Origin of the sequence: Tsukamurella pulmonis (assembly GCF_900103175.1) — a bacterium.
GTDB classification, from domain to species: domain Bacteria; phylum Actinomycetota; class Actinomycetes; order Mycobacteriales; family Mycobacteriaceae; genus Tsukamurella; species Tsukamurella pulmonis.
Genome location: NZ_FNLF01000002.1, coordinates 210,192 through 228,980, shown reverse-complemented (window position 1 = coordinate 228,980; position 18,789 = coordinate 210,192). Strand labels below are relative to the sequence as shown.

Genomic DNA, 18,789 nt, shown 5'->3' with positions numbered 1-18,789 from the left:
CCTCGCGCTCCGCACCCCTTCCCGTCGAAAGGCCGATGTGTTCTTCCGCATCTTCGGACTGTCCTTCTTCGTCACGATCGCCGCCCTGGTGGCAGCGTTCTTCTACGGCGGCCCCGAGGCACTGGTCCTCACCCTGATCCTCGGCATCCTCGAGGTCAGCCTCTCGTTCGACAACGCCGTCATCAACGCCACCGTGCTGCAGCGCATGAGCCAGTTCTGGGTGCGCATGTTCCTCACCGTCGGCATCCTGATCGCCGTCTTCGGCATGCGCCTGGTGTTCCCCCTCGCGATCGTGTGGATCACCGCGGGGCTGAACCCCGCGCAGGCGCTGGACCTGGCGCTCAACCCGCCCGCCGACGGCGCCGCCTACTTCCCGGACGGCAGCGCCAGCTACGAGACCCTGATCACCGCGGCGCACCCGCAGATCGCGGCCTTCGGCGGCATGTTCCTGCTCATGCTCTTCCTCGACTTCGTCTTCGATCCGGAGCGCGAGATCACCTGGTTGAGCTGGATCGAGAAGCCGCTGCAGCGCATCGGCCAGCTCGATCGCTTCTCGATCATCGTGGCCCTGGTCGCGCTCCTGGCCACGGGCGTCTGGGCGACGCACACCGTCGACGAGTCGAAGACGGTCTTCATCGCGGGCCTGCTGGGCCTGGTCACCTACATCGTGGTCAACGGCCTCGGCGAGTTCTTCCACGTCGAGGAGCTCGAGGAGGAGGCCGAGCGCGCCCGCTCGGGCCCGTCGGAGCTGGCGAAGGCCACCGGTAAGGCCGGCTTCTTCCTGTTCCTCTACCTCGAGGTCCTCGACGCGTCGTTCTCCTTCGACGGTGTCATCGGCGCGTTCGCGATCACCGCGGATCCGATCATCATCGCCCTGGGCCTCGGCTTCATCGGCGCGATGTTCGTCCGCTCGCTCACCGTGTACCTGGTGGAGAAGGGCACGCTCGCCGAGTACGTCTATCTCGAGCACGGCGCGCACTGGGCGATCGGCGCCCTGGCCGGCATCCTGCTGTACTCGATCTACACGCCGGTCCCGGAGCTCGTCACCGGTCTCGTGGGTGTCGTGCTCATCCTCGCGGCGCTGTTCTCGAGCATCATCCGCAACCGCCGCGAGGGCGGCGGCGACGAGGCACCCATCGCCGACGGCCCGACGGTGTCGACCTCGCAGGCGATCGAGTCCTGAGCCCTCGCGATCGTGGCATCGAATCCGTTCCGCAGGCTGTTCGGCGGGGAACCCGCGAGTTCCCCGCCGAACACGCCGCCGGGCGGCGTCGACACCGGGCTCACCAGTGCCTTCCTCGACGCTGACCGCCGGTTCAGCGCGCTCGACGAGGACGTGCGCACCCTCGCGGCGCAGAACCCGAACGCGGCCGCGGTGCAGCAGTGGCCCGCCATCCGGGACCGCTTCGGCGCCGCCACCGAGCGCTACCTGTGGGCCAGCGGCAGCCAGGGCGGCACGCGGCCTCCCACCCGGCAGGACCAGGACGCGGCCGCCCGCGAACTGGCCGATCTGGCCGCGGTCTTCGACCGGTTCCACGCGGACCACGACCGCGTTCTCACCAACGCCCGCGGCGCGCGGGCGAGCTCCGCGGCGCAGGAGCAGGCGGCGCGAGTGGCCGCCGAGCGCGCCACCGATCTCCTCGCGGCACCGTCGACCGCCCCGTACCTGACGCTGCGCCCCCTGGTCCGGGCCACCGACGCCCTGGTCGAGGCGGTGCGCCTGCTCGACACCGCCCCCGACCTCGTGGCCCGCGACGCGGCGGCGCAGGCGGTCCAGGAGCGAGCGGCGGACGTGACGGCCGCGGTCGAGGCCGCGCCCCGGATCGGGGACGACGCCCAGCGCTCCCTCGCGGCCGCCCGGACCCGGCTGCAGGCCGTCCGCAACCGCGCCGCCGACCTCAAGGACACCCGGTCCGCGCTGCTGCGCGAGTTCAACGCCGCCAGCTCCGCCGATCTGGTCGACAACGACCAGGTGGCCGAGCGCGAATCCGCGGCGGCCGATGCCGCGCTCGAGACCGGGGCGCGCACGCTGCGCGAGGGCACCCCGGACCTCGCGCTCGAGCAGGTGGCCCTGGCCCGTGACCACCTCGACACCGCGGACGCGGCGGTCAACGCCGTCGGCGAGCGGCTGCGCACGCTGCGGGCCACCCGCGCCGATCCCGCAGCGGTCGCCGAGCGGACCCGGTTCGCGCTGCGCGACGCGCAGCACCTCGCCGTGCAGAAGCAGCAGGTGCCCCGCTGGGGCTCGGTGCTCGACGCCCAGCACGCCCGGATCGAGCGCGCCATCGCCGATCTGGACCGCGTGCACCCCGACTACTGGCAGTACCTGCAGACCCTCGCCGACGTCGACCGGGTGATCGGGGACGCGGTCGACCGGATGCGGGGCCGCGCGTGAGCGGCGCACTGCACCACTTCGACCAACTGCCGGACGAGGTCCGCACGCGCCTGTTCCACCGGTCCCCGCGCCCCTTCGACCGGGGATCGCCGCGCGAGGTGCTCGCGCACGCGCTCGGCGCCACGCTGTACGTCCCGGCGAACCGGCCGGACCTCGCCGGCGTCATCCGCCGCCGCCGCGACGACGGGGTGCTCTCGATGGTCATCGACCTCGAGGACGCCGTCGCCGACGATGCCGTCGCCGCCGCCGTCGGGGCCGCCACCACCGCCCTCGCGGAGCTCGCCGCGGCCGCCGAGCCCCTGCCGCTGCTGTTCATCCGCCCCCGCCGGACCACCGAGACGGGCGCCCTGCTGGACGCCCTGGGCGACGGTGCCTCCGCCCTCACGGGCGTCGTCCTGCCGAAGTTCACCGCCGACGCCGGGGCCGTCGCGCTCGACGCGCTGGCCGACCGCGCACCGTCGCACGCCCTGTACGCGATGCCCGTGCTCGAGACCCCGGAGATCGTCTACCGCGAGAGCCGCGACGCGCAGCTGGCGGGGATCTCGGAGCTGCTGCGCGCGCACCGGGACCGGGTGCTCGCTGTGCGGATCGGCGCCACCGACATGTCGGCGCTGTTCGGCATCCGGCGCGACCGCGACCTGACGATCTACGACGTGCACGTGGTCGCCGAGACCATCTCGGCGATCGTGAACCGGCTGGGCCGCTCCGACGGCACCGGATTCGTGGTCACCGGCCCGGTGTGGGAGTACTTCGCCGACCACGAGCGGATGTTCCGGCCACTCCTGCGCGCCACCCCCTTCGAGCGCAACCACGCCGCGCGCTTCCGCGAGCAACTCGTCGGTCGCGACCTCGACGGCCTGCTGCGGGAGACGGCCCTGGACCGGGCGAACGGCCTGCACGGCAAGACGGTGATCCACCCCTCCCACGTGGCGGCGGTGCACGCTCTCTCGGCCGTGACCCACGAGGAGTACGAGGACGCGCTCGACGTCATGGGCGGCGACGCCGGCGGCGTCGAGGCCTCGCGGTACCGGAACAAGATGAACGAGATGAAGCCGCACCGCAACTGGGCGCGGCAGACACTGATCCGCGCGGACGTCTTCGGCGTGACGAGGGCCGAGGTCGGCTTCGTCGACCTGCTCACCGCGCTAGTGGAAGGACGATGATGGCGCCCACCCTGTGCGAGGAACTCGGCATGCACGTGCGCGGCGACGCGGAGCTCACCGAGCTCATCGTCCCGGGCCTGCGGCGCAACCCGCGTCGCGCGCACCTACTGGTCTCGACGGTCCTCGGCAAACACATCCCCGCCGACCCCGGGGCGGTGCGCGCGGCGGCGGATCGGCTCGCGGACCTCGTGGCCGAGCGCCTCGACGGGCCGTGCGTGGTGTTCGGCTTCGCCGAGACCGCAACGGGTCTCGGCCACTGCGTGGCCGCCCGGCTGGGCGCCGCCGTGTACCTGCAGTCCACGCGCCGGCCGGGGGCGATGGTGCACGGCGAGTTCACCGAGGGGCACTCGCACGCCACCTCGCACCTGCTGCAGCCCACCTCGCCCGGCCTGCTGACCGCGGCCGACACCCTGGTGCTCGTCGACGACGAGATCTCCACGGGTGCAACCGCACTCGATTCCATCCGGGCACTGCACGCACTCGCCCCGCATCGGCGCTACGTGGTGGCCTCCCTGGTGGACCTGCGGTCGCCGGAGCACGTGGCGGACAACGAGCGCGTCGCCGCGGCCGCGGGGCTCGACGTGCGGTTCACCGCGCTGGCGCACGGCACCGTCGACCTGCCCGACGGCCTCCCGGCCCGCGTCGCGGAACTGCCCGCCACCCCGTCGAATCCGCGGGCCGCGCGGCCGGGCACAGTGCGCACGGTGCACGCGCCCTGGCCGCAGGACGTGCCCGACGGCGGACGCCACGGGGTGCTCGCCGCCGACCAGCCGCGGCTCGAGGAGGCCGCCACCGCGGTCGCCGCCGATCTCGCCCCCGGCCTCGACGACAGGCCCGTGATCGTGGTCGGTCACGAGGAGCTGATGTACCTGCCGCTGTGCGTGGCGGAGGTGCTGGCGCGCACGGGCCTGCGGGTGCGCTTCCAGACCACGACCCGCTCCCCCGCACTGGTGCGCGACGAGGCGGGCTACCCGCTGCGCCGCGGCTTCGAGTTCCTCGCCCCCGAACCGGACGACGAGGCTCCGCGCCGGTACCTCTACAACGCAGCGTGGCCCGGCGAGGACGCGCGGATCGTGTTCGTCGCCGACTCCCCCGCCGACACCGACCGGCTGCGTGCGCCCGGCGGGCTGCTCGACGTGCTCACGGCGGCCGGCCACGACGTGCTCGCGGTGATCGTGCCGGCATCGGATCAGTCCGCCCTCGCCGCGGCCCGCACCGGGGCGGCCACCCGATGACCCCGGCGATCACCCCGGCGACGCCGCCGCTGCACGGCCCGGACTTCGGCTCCTACGCGCCCGACGAGGTGACGTGGCTGCTCAAGGACCTCTCGGCGGTGGCGCTCGAGGCGGACGTCGCCGAGCGCGAGCGCAAGATCCAGTCGGGTGAGGCGCACTACGCCGAATCGCTGCCCGTGGAGTACCAGCCGAGCGCCGAGTACCGCGCCCTGTTCGACTCCGCGCTCGCCGCCTCCGCGCCCCGCCTGGCCGAGGCCGTCGGCACCGTGACCGAGCTGCTGCTCGACGAACGCGGCCGCGACCTCGTGCTGGTCTCGCTGGCCCGCGCGGGAACACCGATCGGGATCCTGATGCGCCGCTGGGCGCGGCACCGGCACGGGCTGGACCTGCCGCATTACGCCGTGTCGATCGTGCGGGGCCGCGGTATCGACCGCGTCGCGCTCGATCATCTGGTGGCGCACCACGATCCGGCGTCGATCGTCTTCGTCGACGGTTGGACCGGCAAGGGCGCCATCACCCGCGAGCTCGCGGAGGCGCTCGAGGAGTACGCCGCCGCCCGCGGAGTCCGCCTGAACCCGGACCTCGCGGTGCTCGCCGATCCGGGTCACTGCGTGCGCACCTTCGGCACCCGCGACGACTTCCTCATCGCCTCCGCGTGCCTGAACTCGACGGTCTCCGGACTGGTCTCGCGCACGGTGCTCAACGCCGACCTGATCGGCCCCGAGGACTTCCACGGAGCGAAGTTCTACGCCGAGCTCGCACCGTACGACGTCTCCGGCGTGCTGCTCGACACCGTCACCGCCGCCTTCGACGGTGCGGCCCCGTCCGCCCGCGCAGAGGCCGCGCGGCTCGCCGCGGATCCCGCCGCGCGGGAGCCGGACTGGTCCGGTTGGGCCACCGTGGAGCGCGTGCGCGCCGAGTACGGCGTCTCCACCGCGAACCTGGTCAAGCCGGGGATCGGCGAGACCACCCGGGTGCTGCTGCGTCGCGTGCCGTGGCGGGTGCTGCTGCGTGACCCCGACGATCCGGATCACCTGCACATCCGCCGCCTCGCAGCCGAGCGCGACGTGCCGATCGAGATCGTGCCGGACCTCGCCTACGCGTGCATCGGCCTGATCAAGGAGGACGCGTGAGCGCCTTCGTCACCAGCGATCTCGACCGCACCCTGATCTACTCGCAGGCGGCCTCCGGCCCGGCGTTCGCCACCGCGGATCCGGTGTGCGTGGAGATCTACCGCGACGCTCCCCTGTCCTACATGACGCCCGCGTCCATCGACGCGCTGGCCGCGCTCAGCGCCGCGACACCGGTCGTGCCGACCACCACCCGCACGCCCGAGCAGTACCTGCGCGTGCGGCTGCCGGGCGGCCCGCACCGGTTCGCGATCTGCTCCAACGGGGGCGAGATCCTCGTCGACGGTGCGCCGGACCCGCAGTGGCGCAGTCATATCCGCGGTCTCCTCGGGGGCCTGCCCGCCGGCCTCGACCGGATCGCGGCGGAGCTCGAGCACCGCCTCGCGCCCGAGTGGGGCGCGCGACTGCGGCTGGTGCCGGGGCTGTTCGCCTACGTCGTCTCCGAGGTCCGCATCCCCGCGGAGGTGGTCGACGAGTGGCGGGCCCACTGCGCACCGCTGGGCTGGAGCATCTCGCAGCAGGGCCGCAAGCTGTACACGATCCCCGATCCCGTGACGAAATCCCGTGCGGCTCGAGAGGTCCGGCGACGCCTGGAGAGCACCGGTGCGATCACGGCCACCGCGCCCTGGCTCGCGGCGGGCGACGGTGCGCTCGACGCGGACCTGCTCGAGGCCGCCGACGCCGCGATCCGCCCCCGGCACGGCGAACTCGAGGAACTCGGCGTCACCCTGCCGCACCTGTCGCTCACCACCGGCGCCGGCATCACCGCCGGTACCGAGATCGTCGAGTGGCTCGCCGCGCGCAGCGCCACCGCAGTCCCCGTCCCCGATCCGATCAAGGAGATCCGATGACCGCACTGTCCAAGGGCCAGAACGGGCCGCTGCCCGCCGGCCCGGTCACCGTCACCGTCGAGCTGCCCGCCCCCGCGGACGTCTCCGCCCTGCTCGTGACCGACGCCGGGAAGGTGCGCTCCGACGCCGATTTCGTCTTCTTCAACCAGCCCACCGGGCCCGGAGTGAGCCTGACGAACGGGGCCCTGCGCATCGACGGCGCGGCCGTGCCCGCCGACATCGCCCAGGTACGCGTCGCCATCACCCTCGACGACGCCTCGGCCTCCTTCGGGCGGTTCGGCGCCCCCGTCGCCCGCGTGAGGGACGGTGCCGGGGCCCCGCTGTACGAGTACCCCATCGATGGGCTGACCAGTGAGTCCGTGGTGATCGCGGTCGAGGTCTACCGTCGCGGCGCCGACTGGAAGGTGCGCGCCGTGGGCCAGGGCTACGCGGGCGGCTTCGCGGACCTGGTGCGCGATCACGGGGTCAGCGTCGACGACGCCCCCGCCCCGCCGCCGGCCGCCCAGCAGGCACCGCCGGCGCCCGCCGCACCGTCGACCCCGGCCCCGCCGGCACCCGCGCAGCAGCCCCCGGCCGCGGCAGGTGCGCCGATCGACTACTTCGCGAGCGGGACGGCACCGTCGGCCCCGGCGGGCAGCGCGCCGATCGACTACTTCAACACCCCTGCGCCGCAGCAGAACACACCGCCACCGGCGCAGCCCTTCACCCCCACCGCACAGCTCGCCGGGCAGCAGCAGGCGGCCGGGACGGGCGAGGTCAGCCTGACGAAGAACAAGCGGGTCGATCTCACCAAGGGCCAGAAGGTGGTGCTGCGCAAGGACGGCGGCGTTCAGCTCACGCGGATCGCGATGGGGCTGGGCTGGGACCCGGTGCGCAAGCAGGGGCTGTTCGGGTCGAAGGCCAAGGACATCGACCTGGACGCCTCGGTGGTGCTCTTCGCGGGGCAGCAGCCCGTGGACGTGGTCTACTTCGGGCAGTTGCAGTCCAAGGACGGCTCGATCCAGCATCTCGGGGACAATCTCACCGGCGCCGGGGACGGCGACGACGAGGTGGTCAACGTGAACCTGCCGGCCGTGACGCCGCAGGTGACCTCGCTCGTGTTCATCGTCAGCTCGTACCAGGGGCAGCGGTTCGACCAGGTCGACAACGCCTACTGCCGGCTGGTGGACTCCACCTCGGGCGTCGAGCTGGCGCGGTTCGCGCTCGCCGGCGGCATGCCCTACACGGGGATCGTCATGTGCACCATCACCCGCCAGGGCGGCGAGTGGAAGCTGCAGGCGATCGGCGAGTGCATCAACGCCAAGACACCGCGCGACGCGATCCCGCAGCTCGCCCCCTTCCTCGACTGAGAGACGTGTGCCGGACAGTGCTCGCTGAGGGAGCACTGTCCGGCACAGGTCGGGAGAGCGAGGATCAGGCGGGTTCCGCCGCCACCTTCTTGGTGCGGAGGTACAGCCAGGCGCAGATCGCGGCGAACAGGACCACGCCGAGCGCCTCGCCCCAGTGCAGCCAGCCCTCGCCGATGAAGGGCAGCGCCAGCGGCTCCTCCTTGCCGCCGATCACAGGGAAGTCCGGCGCGCGATCGGCGAGCACCACGATGCCGGCGTAGAGCACGCCGAACAGCGACTCGCCCACGATGAGACCGGTGGCGAGCAGCGTGCCGAGCCGCTTGCGGCCCTCCGCGACCTCGCCCTTGGCCGAACGGTCGGCCCAGCGGTTGTAGAAGTAGCCGAGCACGGCGCCCACCGGGATCATCAGCGTCACGCTCATCGGCAGGTACATGCCCATGCCCACGGCCAGCGGCGGCAGCCGGAACTTCGAGGTGCGGGAGAGCACCTCGTCGATCGCGATCACCGCGGCGCCGATGAGTACGCCGAGGCCGATCAGGCCCCAGTCCAGATCGCCGCCGAAGACGCCCTTGGACAGGCTCGAGAGCAGCGAGGCCTGCGGTGCCGCGAGCGCGCTGTCGCCCGCGCCGGGCGCGCCGACGAAGCCGAAGCCGCTCTGCAGCAGGTCGAGCACCGGCGGGATGATCGCGGAGCCGAAGGCCACACCGATCACGAGGGCCACCTGCTGCTTCCACGGCGTGGCGCCGACCAACTGGCCCGTCTTGAGGTCCTGCAGGTTGTCGTTGGAGATGGTGGCGATGGAGAAGATGATCGCCGCGGTGAACAGCGTGTAGGCGACCAGCGCGGTGGCGGTGTCGCCCTCCGCCGGGCCCCACACGGCGCGGATCAGCAGCGCCGCGGACAGCACGACGAGGATGCCGACGCCGGAGACGGGGCTGTTGGACGCACCGATCAGGCCGGCCATGTAGCCGCACACGGACGCGACCACGAGGCCCAGCACCAGGATGTAGACGATGCTCAGGGTGATGATGCCGCCGGCCTGGCCCTCGAGCGCCGTGCCGGAGGTGAACATCCACAGCAGGATGCCGATCGGCACCAGGGACGCGACGACGATGCCCGCCACGTACGGGAACGGGATGTCGCGCTCGGTGATGTCGACGAGCTCGCCGTCGCGGCGCTTGCGCGAGCTGGAGATCGAATCGGCGATGCCGCGCAGCACCGGGCCGAGGATCTTGATCAGCGTCCAGACGGCGGCGATGGCGATCGCGCCGGCGCCGATGAGGCGGACCTCGGTACTGAAGGCGGTCGAGACCACCTTGGTGATGCTGCCGGTGTCCGGCAGCTGCCCCGAGGTCCAGATCGGCAACAGCACGAAGTAGGAGATGACGAGGCCCACGATCATCGCGAAGCCGACGGTGACGCCCACGAGGTGCCCGACGCCGATCAGCGCGAAGGACAGGCCGGGCACGAACAGCGTGCCGCCGTTGCCGATCCGCAGTGTGGTGGACAGGCCCTCGGCGACGATCTTCATCTTCGCCAGCAGCGCGTAGCCGGCGGCCGCGAGCGAGCCGAGGACGATCATCCGCAGGCCGCGCTTGTTCTCGCTCGCGCCCTCCGCGGTGTCGCCGACCTTGAGCACCTCGGCCGCGGCGACGCCCTCGGGGAAGGGCAGATCGGATCCGGTGACCAGGGCCCGCCGCAGCGGGATCGAGTACATGACGCCGAGCACGCCGCCGACCAGGCAGACCAGGGTGGTGGTCCAGTACGGGAAGTCCGCCCACCAGCCGACCATCACGAGGCCGGGCAGGATGAACACGATGGCCGAGAGCGTGCCCGCGGCCGAGGCGATCGTCTGCACGATGTTGTTCTCGATGATGGAGTGGTTCGCGAAGTAGCGCAGCAGCGCCATCGAGATCACGGCCGCCGGGATCGACGTGGCGAAGGTCAAGCCGACCTTCAGGCCCAGATACGCGTTCGCGGCGGTGAAGACCAGCGTGATGATGCCGCCGAGGATGACGGCCCGGGTCGTGAACTCGCGGACGCCGGATTTCGGCGCGGCGGGTACCGGTGTGGACATGGTGTATCCCTTCTCAAGGACGCGGCCGGTTCGGCCGAACGTGAAAACCCTAGGTCCAAGCAGGCGATCGTACGTCGCGAACGCGCCAGGTCGTGCGACGAGGTCACGAGTCGTAGGGTGGACGGGTGCGATTCGGAGTGGTGATCCTGCCCCAGTACCCGTGGCCCGAGGCGCGCCGGCGCTGGCGCAAGGCGGAGGAGCTCGGCTTCCATCACGCCTGGACCTACGACCACCTCTCGTGGCGCACGCTCGCCGATCAGCCCTGGGGCGCGACGGTACCGCTCCTCACCGCGGCGGCCACCGCGACCGAACGCATCCGCCTGGGCACCTTCGTCTCCTCGCCCAACTACCGACACCCCGTCCCCTTCGCCAAGGACCTCGCCGGCGTCGACGAGATCTCCGGCGGCCGCTTCCTGCTGGGGATCGGCTCCGGCGGTACCGGATTCGACGCCTTCGTCCTCGGGCAGCCCGAGCTCACGCCGCGCCAGCGACACGAGCGGTTCGTGGAGTTCACCCGCGACCTCGACGTGCTGCTGCGGTTCGAGCAGCAGGGGCCCATCTCCTTCGACGGTCCGCTCTACCGCGCCGTCGGCGCGCGCATGGTCGGCGCCCCCGCGCAGTCGCCGCGCATGCCCTTCGTGCTCGCGGCGAACGGCCCCAAGGGGCTACGACTCGTGGCCGAGCAGGGGCAGGGCTGGGTCACCACCGGGCCCGACGGTGACGGCGGCGACGCCTGGTGGTCCCGCGTCGCGGAACTCTCCGGCCGTCTCGACGACGCCCTCGCCGATGTCGGGCGCGATCCGCGCAGCGTCGACCGGTACCTGGCTGTCGACTTCAGTGGCACCTACAGCCTCAGCTCACCCGACGCGGCCGACGACGCCGTCGGCCGCGCCGCCGAGCTCGGGTTCACGGACGTGATCGTGCATTGGCCGCGCCCCGACGAGCCCTTCCACGGGACCGAGGACGCGCTCGACGCCTTCGCCGAGCGCCACCTCCGCTAGGCCGGACGAGGGGACCGCGCGGCACCGATGGCGACCACGGAGGGGGCATCCGTCACCGCGGCATCGTCGCGGCACCGGCCGGGCCACGCCGGATCGGTCTGCGGCGTGCCCCGCAGCGACCTGATCTACTTCACCGCTCTGCTGCCCTGGGTGCCGATCGCCTGGTACATCGTCGTGACCCGCGGGAGCCCGGCGGACGGCGCCGTCGCCGCTGCCTGCTACACCGTCGCCGCTGTCGCGGTGCCGTTCCGGCGCCGCGCAGTCGCCGTCGCCGCGGCGGTGACCTTCGCCGCCTTCGCGGTCATGGTGGCGACCCGATCGACCACCAGTCTGGGGGTGTTCCCCCTGGTGATCTGCGTACCCCTGTCCATCGTCGCCGTCGTTCAATGGCATCCGCGGCGATGGCCCGGCATCCTGGCGACCGTCGTCGCCGCCGTGGGCTCCGTCTGGAGTCCGGCGGTTGTCCCCGCCGAACAGAAACAATGGGTGTACGCGCTGCACATCGCGGTGCTGGCTCTGTGCTATTCGTGGGCGAGCCGACGGCGGCTCGAGCGCGAGAACACCCGTCGGGAACGCGAGGACGCTGTTCGGAGGGCCCACGACGCCGAGCGGGAGCGGATCGCCGAGGAACTGCACGACGGGCTCGGCCACGCGTTGACGGCGATCCGAGCGAAGTCCGCGACCGCCGCCGCGGGCACCGCGGACCCGCAACGGATGAGCGAGGCACTGCAGGTGATCGCCCGACTGTCCGCCGATTCCCTGGTGGACCTGCGCCGCACGTTGGGACTGCTGTCCCGGAACGACGGCGGCCGTCCGGACGGATCGTCGGTGCCGCTCCAGCGGTTCCTCGCTGATCTGCAGCGGTGGAACGCCGATCTCACGGTGATCCCGGATCCGGCGACGATCGACCGGATCGACAGCGCGCTCGCACCGCCTGTACGGGCGGTGGTGCGCCAGGTCGTCGAGGAGGCGGTGATCAACGTGATCCGGCACAACGGCGCCGGGTGCCCGGTGACGGTGCAGTTGGACCGGATCCACCGACCGGGCCATGCGGAAATGGTCAGCATCGACATCGCCAATCCCGTGCGGCAGGACGCCGGCCCAGGCGACAGCCGGGGTTCGGGCCGCGGACTGACGATGCTGCGGCAGCGCGTCGCCGACGTGGGGGGCGTGGCGGCGGTGGACGTGGGACGCGAGAGGTTCACCGTCAAAGCGATCATCCCCCTGGCCGAGGCGGTGAGGCACGGATGACCGCAGGCCCCATCCGCGTCGTCATCGCCGACGACCAAGAGGTGATCCGGGATTCGTTCCGCGAATACCTCGACGCGCTGCCCGACATCGAGGTGGTCGCAGTCGCCGAGAACGGTGCCGATCTGGTGCGGCTCGTCACCGAGATCCCGGGCATCGATGTGGTGATCGTCGACGTTCGGATGCCGGTACTGTCCGGCCTGGAGGCCATGCGATCACTGTCCGCCTCGCGCTCGCGTCCCGCCGTCATCGTCGTCACCACGTTCAACGTGGAGTCCTACGTCGAGATGGCGATCACCTACGGTGCCAGGGGCTTCCTGCTCAAGGACTGTGCGCCCGAGGATCTGGCCGACGCGGTGCGCGAGGTCCATGCCGGGGGTGTCGTCCTCGCGGAGTCCGCGACCGCGCACGTGTTCTCGGCCATCCGGCCGAAGGCGGCCACCGATCCGATCGCAACTCGGCTCTCCGATCGCGAGCGCGAAGTCCTCACCCTCATCGGAGCCGGGCTCACCAACGGGGAGATCGCGGAGCACTTGTTCGTCGCGGAATCGACTGTGAAGACGCACGTCCGCGCGCTCCTGGTGAAGCTCCAATGCCGGGATCGGGTCGCCCTGGTGCGGGTTGCCTTCCGAGGGGATCAGTGACGCCGCACCCGGTACACGGATCGCGCGGCGACGATACTCAACGGGACACCGAGCAGCACCGTCAGAGCAAGCACCACCACCATCTCCGACGGCTCGGCCCGTGATCCCCATGCCGTGGGAAAGACCCAGCCGACCGTGTCCTGGAGGACCGTTCCGCCCACCAGCGCCCCGAAGACGGTTCCGATGATCGCCCAGGCGAGTCCGGCGACCTGGCCGGCCAACTCGTTCACGACCGACGCGAGAGCGATGAGCAGCCACCCCGCTGCGCACCACACGAGCACGTGCCGAAACAGTGCGGCACCGTCCGCGTAGCCCCCAGCGCCGAGTCCGATCCCGACGAGCGCACTCATCGCGACCACGACGGCGTCCATCGCTACGATCAACCGCCATCCGAGTCGCTCCGGCACGAGCGAACGCGTGGCCACCGCCCGAATGCCCGTGCGGAGCCTCGCGATCCACAGGGTGGGCAGGACGGCGCAGCCGAGCGGAAGCGCCACGATCCCGAAGAATTCCGCGGCGTCCTCCGCCGGCCGCCATCGGGCGAGGAGGAGCGTGAGCGCGACGGTCGCGACGCACAGACCGGGCACGAGACCGCCGCGGAGGATCTGGACCAGCGCGCCTCCCGGGCCGTGGAGGCGGGCGGTGACGGCGTTCACCAGGCTCGATCCCCGTCCGCGGTGGGAACGCCCGAGAACGACTGCGAGCGAGCGGTACACCGCCGAGCCGGCACCGGCGATGATCAGGGCGGCGAGAGCGAGCGAGGCGATCAGCGGCAGGGCACCACTGGGCAGGGACGCCCCGTCGAGCCCGGTACCGTTCGCATGCGTGCCGATGGCGTCGAGCGGGCCACGCAGTAACCACGCTGGGGGTAACGCCTGCCATCCCGAGGTTTCGACGAACTGCACTCCGATCACGATCGTCGCGAGCGCCGTCAGTGCCGTGCCCGCCACTGGCGCGACCAGACTGATCAGCACCAGCAGCGCGACGTACCACGCATAGCCGATCACCGTCGTGCCGCCGAACCCGAGCGCCCAGGTGAGGGCGCTGCCGAGGGGGAGCCCCTGCGTGGTCACCACGGAGAGCGCGAGCCAGACGGTGATCGCCACGATGTGATTGATGCACGTCCACGTGAAGGCCACAGCGAACCTACCGGAGAGGATCATTCGGCCCGGAACTCCGCGCTGCAGAATCCCGCCCGCGGACTGCCGCGACTCGATACCGCTCATCATGCCGACGGTCAGAGCGGCGAAGCTCGGACCACCCGCGACCACCCATAGATTGAGGTACGCCCGGGCGGAGTCCCAATCCGGGCTGCCGGCGGCGAGCTGAAGTCCGCAGGTGACGACGGTGAAGACTGCCGCGCCCACCGCCACGTACGCCAAGGGGGAACGCCACCAGATCCTTGCCTGCGCACGGAGGTACCCGGGCCAGGAGTAGGCGGTGGAACCGACGGACTCGTGCGGGCGCTGCCGGGTCGCGGGGATCGAGTGGCTCATCGCTCGACCGCCGGGACGCTCGACATCGCGAAGTACGCACGCTCGATGTCGCCGTCGGGTGCGAAGTCCGCGAGGCGCCCCTCGAACCGTGTTCGCCCCGAGACGATGCACCCGATGTCGTCCGCCGTCTCCGCCACCTCGCCGAGCAGATGACTGCTGAACAGCACCGCCCGCCCGTTCGCCGCGTACGACCGCATCAGCTCGCGCATGAAGCGGATCCCGGCGGGGTCGAGACCGTTCTGCGGCTCGTCGAGGATCAGCAGGTCGGGATCGCCGAGGAGCGCGATCGCAGTGGCGAGCCTGCTCTTCATCCCGGTCGAGTAGCCGCCCGCGCGACGATCCGCCGCATCCGCGATGCCCACCCGGTGCAGTACGTCATCGATGTGGGGTGATCCCAGTCCGAGGAGATCGGCGTGGACGCGGACGTTCTGCCGGCCCGAGAGATGCTGGTACAAGGCGGGCCCGTTGATCGATGCCCCGACCCTGCGCAGCGCGGAGCGTGTCCACGCCTCGCCGAACAGAGTCATCGATCCTGCAGTGGGCGTGAGCAGTCCGGTGATCATCGACAACGTCGTCGACTTGCCCGCACCGTTCGGACCCAGCAGCCCGTACACGCGGCCCGGGCGCACGACCATCGACACGTCCAGGACTCCGGTGCCGTGGCCGAACGTCTTACTGACGGAATCCAGGATCAGGCTGGGCGCAGAGGATCGCATGCGGTCAGTCTCCCCAGTCGTCGTCGCCCGGACATCCTCCTGTGGGGGGATTCGGCGGAGAGCCCACCCCACATTCGCACATCGCGTCGATGGAATTCCCCCTCAGGGAGGATGTCTCACTCCGCCCTCGCACCGTTGACTACGAGATGAAGGCCGGATCCCCCGGTCGAAGACAGGAGGAAGTCATGAAGCCGAACGTGGTGGGGTGGGTCGCCGCCTGGGTCGCCGCCCTGGGATCACTGATCACTCCGACGCTGTGGCTGGTCGACAAGCTCACACGAACCATTCCCCCGGACGAGCTCGCCGACGCGAGGCGCAATGTCGGGCCCGAGCTGACGGCCGAGACATTGCGATCGAATCAGGTCACGGTGTCCGTCGCGATCCTCGCGGGCTACCTCGTCCTTGCCGGCGCGTTCCTGGTGGCGGGCTACTTCGCGGCGCGGGGAGGCGCGATCAGCGCCGTTGTGATGGTGATCTGCTGCGTCATCGGGGTCGTGATGTGGTCGGGGTCGGCGATCGACGGAACCGCGGGATGGGCACTGCGCGGAGTCATCACCGTCGCCGGCATCCTGGCGACGGTCCTCCTGATCGCCGATGGACGCCACCGCCGTACCGAGTTCTCCCAGCGCCGGGCGATGGCCGCGATGTAGGGCGCGGATCGCAATGGAGGAGAAGAGCCAGGGCGCGATCGCCCCTGTTCGCGGACCCAGAAGGAAGTAGCGTCCACGCGACTGTTTACCCGAGCTTTGCCTGCTGATCACGTGTCACTCCTACATTGGCGGGGATTCAGCCCAGCCCACCCGATCAGCCCAGCTCAGCCCCAGGGAGACCTCATGCGCCTGCCCAACCTGCGCCTGCTCACCGACCACGACGGTAAGTCCGCGCGTTCGCACACCACCTGCAAGTACAAGTGCGGCAATCAGTGCTTCCGCGAGCACGACAACCAGTCGGAGAACGAGTACTTCGGCGACATCACCCGGCGCACCGTGCTGCGCGGCGCCGGCGTGGCCGCGCTCGGCGCGGGCGCGGTCACCGTCCTCGCGGCGTGCGGCGATAACGGCTCGAACGGTGCCGGCGCGTCCTCCAGCGCTGCGGCCGGCGCACCGTCGGAGAACGTGAACGCCCCGGGCCTGAACTTCTCGTCGATCACCCCGAACAAGGCCGACGCCGTCACCGTGCCCGAGGGCTACGAGCAGGCCGTCGTGATCCGCTGGGGCGATCCGGTGCTGCCGGGCGCGCCGCAGTTCGACTTCGACAACCAGACGCCCGAGGCGCAGGCGCAGCAGTTCGGTTTCAACAACGACTTCACCGATCTCATCCCGGTGGACGGCAAGCCGGACACCTTCCTCATGGTGTGCAACCAGGAGTACACGACCGGCGTCCACATGTTCAAGGGCTACAAGGAGGGCGACCCCACCGAGAACCAGGTGCGGGTCGAGATGGCCGCGCACGGCATCACCGTGGTGGAGGTCAAGGGTGAGCCCGGCTCGGGCAAGCTGACTCCCGTTCTGGGCGAGTACAACCGGCGCATCACCGCGTCGACGGAGTTCGAGCTGCGCGGCCCGGCGGCCGGCACCTTCTTCACCAGGACCGCGGCCGACCCCACCGGCACCCGCGTGCTGGGCACCATCGCGAACTGCTCGGGCGGCATCACCCCGTGGGGCACCATGATCTCCGGCGAGGAGAACTACACCAACTACTTCTCGGGCGCCGAGACGCCGCCGCTGGACGGCCTCAAGGAGGGCTGGAAGCGCTACGGCGTGGGCAAGGACGAGGACGCCCACCACTGGATGAAGTACGAGGACCGGTTCGACCTCTCCAAGGAGCCCAACGAGGTCAACCGTTTCGGTTACCTGGTCGAGGTCAACCCGCACGACCCGAAGTCGACGCCGATCAAGCACTCGGCGCTCGGCCGGATGAAGCGCGAGGGCGGCAACATCTACGTCACGCCCACGGGCGAGGTGGTCACCTACTGCGGCGACGACTCGAAGTTCGAGTACATCTACAAGTTCGTCAGCTCGCGGAAGATCCAGCCGGGCAAGGGCGCCGCGGCCATGGAGTCGAACATGCGGATCCTCGACGAGGGCACGCTGTACGTCGCGAAGTTCGAGGGCCAGAAGGTCGAGAACGGCAAGGTCCCCGAGGGCGGCTACAAGGGCACCGGCACGTGGATCCCGTTGCTCACCACCAAGGCCGACGGCAGCGCGCAGTCGCACGTCGACGGGATGGCGGCGGAGAACGTCGCGCTGTGGACCCGCGTCGCGGGCGACAAGGTGGGCGCCACCAAGATGGACCGGCCCGAGGACATCGAGCCGAATCCCAAGACCGGCAAGATCTACTGCGCGCTGACCAACAACAGCGACCGGGGCGTCAAGGAGGGCCAGCCCGGCATCGACACGCCCAACCCGCGCGTGAAGAACAAGAGCGGCCAGCTGCTCGAGATCACCGACGAGCACACCGGCACCACCTTCTCCTGGGACCTGCTGCTGGTGTGCGGTGACCCGGCCGCGGCCGACACCTACTACGGCGGCTTCGACAAGAGCAAGGTCTCGCGGATCAGCTGCCCCGACAACGTGACCTTCGATTCGCACGGCAACCTGTGGATCTCCACGGACGGCACCAACGACACCTTCGACAGCAACGACGGACTGTTCGGAGTCGTGCTGGAGGGCAAGGACCGCGGCCTCACCAAGCAGTTCCTCACCGTGCCCTTCGGCGCCGAGACCTGCGGCCCCGTCGTGCGCGACAACCGCGTGCTGGTCGCCGTGCAGCACCCGGGCGAGACCGACGACGCCACCGCCGACAAGCCCTCCTCGCACTGGCCCGACGGGGGCTCCTCGCAGCCCCGCCCGTCGGTGGTCGCCGTGTGGAAGAAGTCGGGCACCATCGGGGCCTGATCCCCGGTTCCTCCGGTCCGACGGTGCCGGGCGCGCCCGCGGGTGCGCCCGGCACCGTCGTTGCAACCTTTAGTATCGGATCATGACCTCCGCGTCCGAAGCACCCGACGCACCGTCGGCCCCGGCGCCCGACGCCGCGATCGGCGACCTGGCCTCGCGCCTGCGCTCGCCCCTGCTGCAGCTGCACTTCCTGGTGCGGCGCAACACCCCCGGCCCCGATCTCACCCCGGCCCAGCAGGCCGCACTGCAGAGCCTGCTGTTGCTCGGCCCGGTGCGGATGGGTGAGCTGGCCCGCTACCTGCGGATCCGCCTGCCCTCGGCGACGAGCGCGGTCGACGGGCTCGAGCGCCTGGGACTGGCCGAGCGCAGCCCCGATCCCGACGACGGGCGCGCGGTCGTCGTGCAGCTCTCCGAGCACGGAACGCGGCTGACCTCCGAGTTGGTGGAGGCGCGCAACGCGGTGCTCGCCGGGCACCTGGGAGAGCTCACCGATGAGGACCGCGCGAACCTGGACCGGGCGATTCCGGCGCTGCACCGCCTGATGGACCGGTACCGCGAGGACCTCTGACCCGACGAATCCGTCACAG

General features: G+C 71.1%; 16 protein-coding genes. 13 read left to right on the top strand and 3 right to left on the bottom strand.

Annotation, left to right across the window (positions count from 1 at the left end; all coding sequences use genetic code 11):
• Positions 1–37: 37 nt before the first annotated feature.
• The 7 genes from BLQ62_RS01395 to BLQ62_RS01365 are packed head-to-tail and all read left to right on the top strand — an operon-like array spanning position 38 to position 8,123.
• Positions 38–1,183 carry a DUF475 domain-containing protein gene (locus BLQ62_RS01395; RefSeq protein WP_068537344.1) on the top strand — a complete coding sequence of 382 codons (1,146 nt, stop codon included), beginning with the start codon at positions 38–40 and terminating at the stop codon, positions 1,181–1,183.
• Between the two features lie 12 nt (positions 1,184–1,195).
• Positions 1,196–2,395: a coiled-coil domain-containing protein gene (locus BLQ62_RS01390; RefSeq protein ID WP_068563540.1), complete on the top strand. Its 1,200-nt coding sequence runs from the start codon at positions 1,196–1,198 to the stop codon at positions 2,393–2,395.
• Positions 2,392–3,558, top strand: coding sequence for an HpcH/HpaI aldolase/citrate lyase family protein (locus BLQ62_RS01385; RefSeq protein ID WP_068563537.1), 1,167 nt, complete (start codon positions 2,392–2,394; stop codon positions 3,556–3,558). The genes BLQ62_RS01390 and BLQ62_RS01385 overlap by 4 nt, the downstream gene beginning before the upstream one ends.
• Entirely contained in the window at positions 3,555–4,793 is a 1,239-nt protein-coding gene (locus tag BLQ62_RS01380) for a phosphoribosyltransferase family protein (protein ID WP_068563536.1), read from the top strand. Before BLQ62_RS01385 ends, BLQ62_RS01380 begins: the two co-directional genes overlap by 4 nt.
• Positions 4,790–5,926: a cysteine protease StiP family protein gene (locus BLQ62_RS01375; RefSeq protein ID WP_068563535.1), complete on the top strand. Its 1,137-nt coding sequence runs from the start codon at positions 4,790–4,792 to the stop codon at positions 5,924–5,926. Before BLQ62_RS01380 ends, BLQ62_RS01375 begins: the two co-directional genes overlap by 4 nt.
• A complete protein-coding gene (locus BLQ62_RS01370) occupies positions 5,923–6,774 on the top strand; it encodes an HAD family hydrolase (protein WP_068563533.1) in 852 nt (283 codons plus the stop codon). Before BLQ62_RS01375 ends, BLQ62_RS01370 begins: the two co-directional genes overlap by 4 nt.
• Complete coding sequence (locus BLQ62_RS01365; protein ID WP_068563531.1) at positions 6,771–8,123, top strand: TerD family protein; 1,353 nt, start codon at positions 6,771–6,773, stop codon at positions 8,121–8,123. The genes BLQ62_RS01370 and BLQ62_RS01365 overlap by 4 nt, the downstream gene beginning before the upstream one ends.
• A gap of 64 nt (positions 8,124–8,187) precedes the next feature.
• Here BLQ62_RS01365 and BLQ62_RS01360 read toward each other — a convergent pair whose 3' ends face one another.
• Positions 8,188–10,200, bottom strand: a complete 2,013-nt coding sequence (locus BLQ62_RS01360; RefSeq protein ID WP_068563529.1) for an OPT family oligopeptide transporter — start codon at positions 10,198–10,200, stop codon at positions 8,188–8,190.
• A gap of 125 nt (positions 10,201–10,325) precedes the next feature.
• Here BLQ62_RS01360 and BLQ62_RS01355 point away from each other — a divergent pair, with 125 nt between their 5' ends.
• Genes BLQ62_RS01355 through BLQ62_RS01345 form a run of 3 tightly spaced genes read left to right on the top strand, consistent with a single transcriptional unit; the run spans position 10,326 to position 13,093 of the window.
• Entirely contained in the window at positions 10,326–11,201 is an 876-nt protein-coding gene (locus BLQ62_RS01355; protein ID WP_068563527.1) for an LLM class flavin-dependent oxidoreductase, read from the top strand.
• A 27-nt stretch (positions 11,202–11,228) separates the two neighbouring features.
• Positions 11,229–12,452 carry a sensor histidine kinase gene (locus tag BLQ62_RS01350; protein WP_068563525.1) on the top strand — a complete coding sequence of 408 codons (1,224 nt, stop codon included), beginning with the start codon at positions 11,229–11,231 and terminating at the stop codon, positions 12,450–12,452.
• Positions 12,449–13,093 (top strand): response regulator, encoded by a 645-nt coding sequence (locus BLQ62_RS01345; protein WP_068563523.1) that lies wholly within the window; start codon positions 12,449–12,451, stop codon positions 13,091–13,093. Before BLQ62_RS01350 ends, BLQ62_RS01345 begins: the two co-directional genes overlap by 4 nt.
• Here the strand turns inward: BLQ62_RS01345 and BLQ62_RS01340 are convergent.
• Positions 13,087–14,589, bottom strand: coding sequence for an ABC-2 family transporter permease (locus tag BLQ62_RS01340; RefSeq protein ID WP_068563522.1), 1,503 nt, complete (start codon positions 14,587–14,589; stop codon positions 13,087–13,089). The two genes, BLQ62_RS01345 and BLQ62_RS01340, sit on opposite strands and share 7 nt — an antisense overlap.
• Positions 14,586–15,305, bottom strand: coding sequence for an ATP-binding cassette domain-containing protein (locus tag BLQ62_RS01335; protein WP_068563521.1), 720 nt, complete (start codon positions 15,303–15,305; stop codon positions 14,586–14,588). The genes BLQ62_RS01340 and BLQ62_RS01335 overlap by 4 nt, the downstream gene beginning before the upstream one ends.
• 185 nt (positions 15,306–15,490) lie before the next feature.
• Between BLQ62_RS01335 and BLQ62_RS01330 the strand changes: the two genes are divergently transcribed.
• The 3 genes from BLQ62_RS01330 (at position 15,491) to BLQ62_RS01320 (ending at position 18,770) form a co-directional block, all read left to right on the top strand.
• Positions 15,491–15,955 (top strand): hypothetical protein, encoded by a 465-nt coding sequence (locus BLQ62_RS01330; RefSeq protein ID WP_068563520.1) that lies wholly within the window; start codon positions 15,491–15,493, stop codon positions 15,953–15,955.
• A 183-nt stretch (positions 15,956–16,138) separates the two neighbouring features.
• On the top strand, positions 16,139–18,202 hold the full coding sequence (locus tag BLQ62_RS01325) for a PhoX family protein (RefSeq protein WP_068537363.1): 2,064 nt from the start codon (positions 16,139–16,141) through the stop codon (positions 18,200–18,202).
• 82 nt (positions 18,203–18,284) lie between these two features.
• Positions 18,285–18,770: a MarR family winged helix-turn-helix transcriptional regulator gene (locus BLQ62_RS01320; RefSeq protein WP_068563518.1), complete on the top strand. Its 486-nt coding sequence runs from the start codon at positions 18,285–18,287 to the stop codon at positions 18,768–18,770.
• Positions 18,771–18,789: the final 19 nt, after the last annotated feature.

Bases quoted from the DNA above. Each gene is read 5' to 3' on its own strand.
- BLQ62_RS01380 (WP_068563536.1), top strand. From the start codon at position 3,555: ATGATGGCGCCCACCCTGTGCGAGGAACTCGGCATGCACGTGCGCGGC.
- BLQ62_RS01375 (WP_068563535.1), top strand. From the start codon at position 4,790: ATGACCCCGGCGATCACCCCGGCGACGCCGCCGCTGCACGGCCCGGAC.
- BLQ62_RS01365 (WP_068563531.1), top strand. From the start codon at position 6,771: ATGACCGCACTGTCCAAGGGCCAGAACGGGCCGCTGCCCGCCGGCCCG.
- BLQ62_RS01360 (WP_068563529.1), bottom strand. From the start codon at position 10,200: ATGTCCACACCGGTACCCGCCGCGCCGAAATCCGGCGTCCGCGAGTTC.
- BLQ62_RS01350 (WP_068563525.1), top strand. From the start codon at position 11,229: ATGGCGACCACGGAGGGGGCATCCGTCACCGCGGCATCGTCGCGGCAC.
- BLQ62_RS01345 (WP_068563523.1), top strand. From the start codon at position 12,449: ATGACCGCAGGCCCCATCCGCGTCGTCATCGCCGACGACCAAGAGGTG.
- BLQ62_RS01340 (WP_068563522.1), bottom strand. From the start codon at position 14,589: ATGAGCCACTCGATCCCCGCGACCCGGCAGCGCCCGCACGAGTCCGTC.
- BLQ62_RS01335 (WP_068563521.1), bottom strand. From the start codon at position 15,305: ATGCGATCCTCTGCGCCCAGCCTGATCCTGGATTCCGTCAGTAAGACG.
- BLQ62_RS01330 (WP_068563520.1), top strand. From the start codon at position 15,491: ATGAAGCCGAACGTGGTGGGGTGGGTCGCCGCCTGGGTCGCCGCCCTG.
- BLQ62_RS01325 (WP_068537363.1), top strand. From the start codon at position 16,139: ATGCGCCTGCCCAACCTGCGCCTGCTCACCGACCACGACGGTAAGTCC.
- BLQ62_RS01320 (WP_068563518.1), top strand. From the start codon at position 18,285: ATGACCTCCGCGTCCGAAGCACCCGACGCACCGTCGGCCCCGGCGCCC.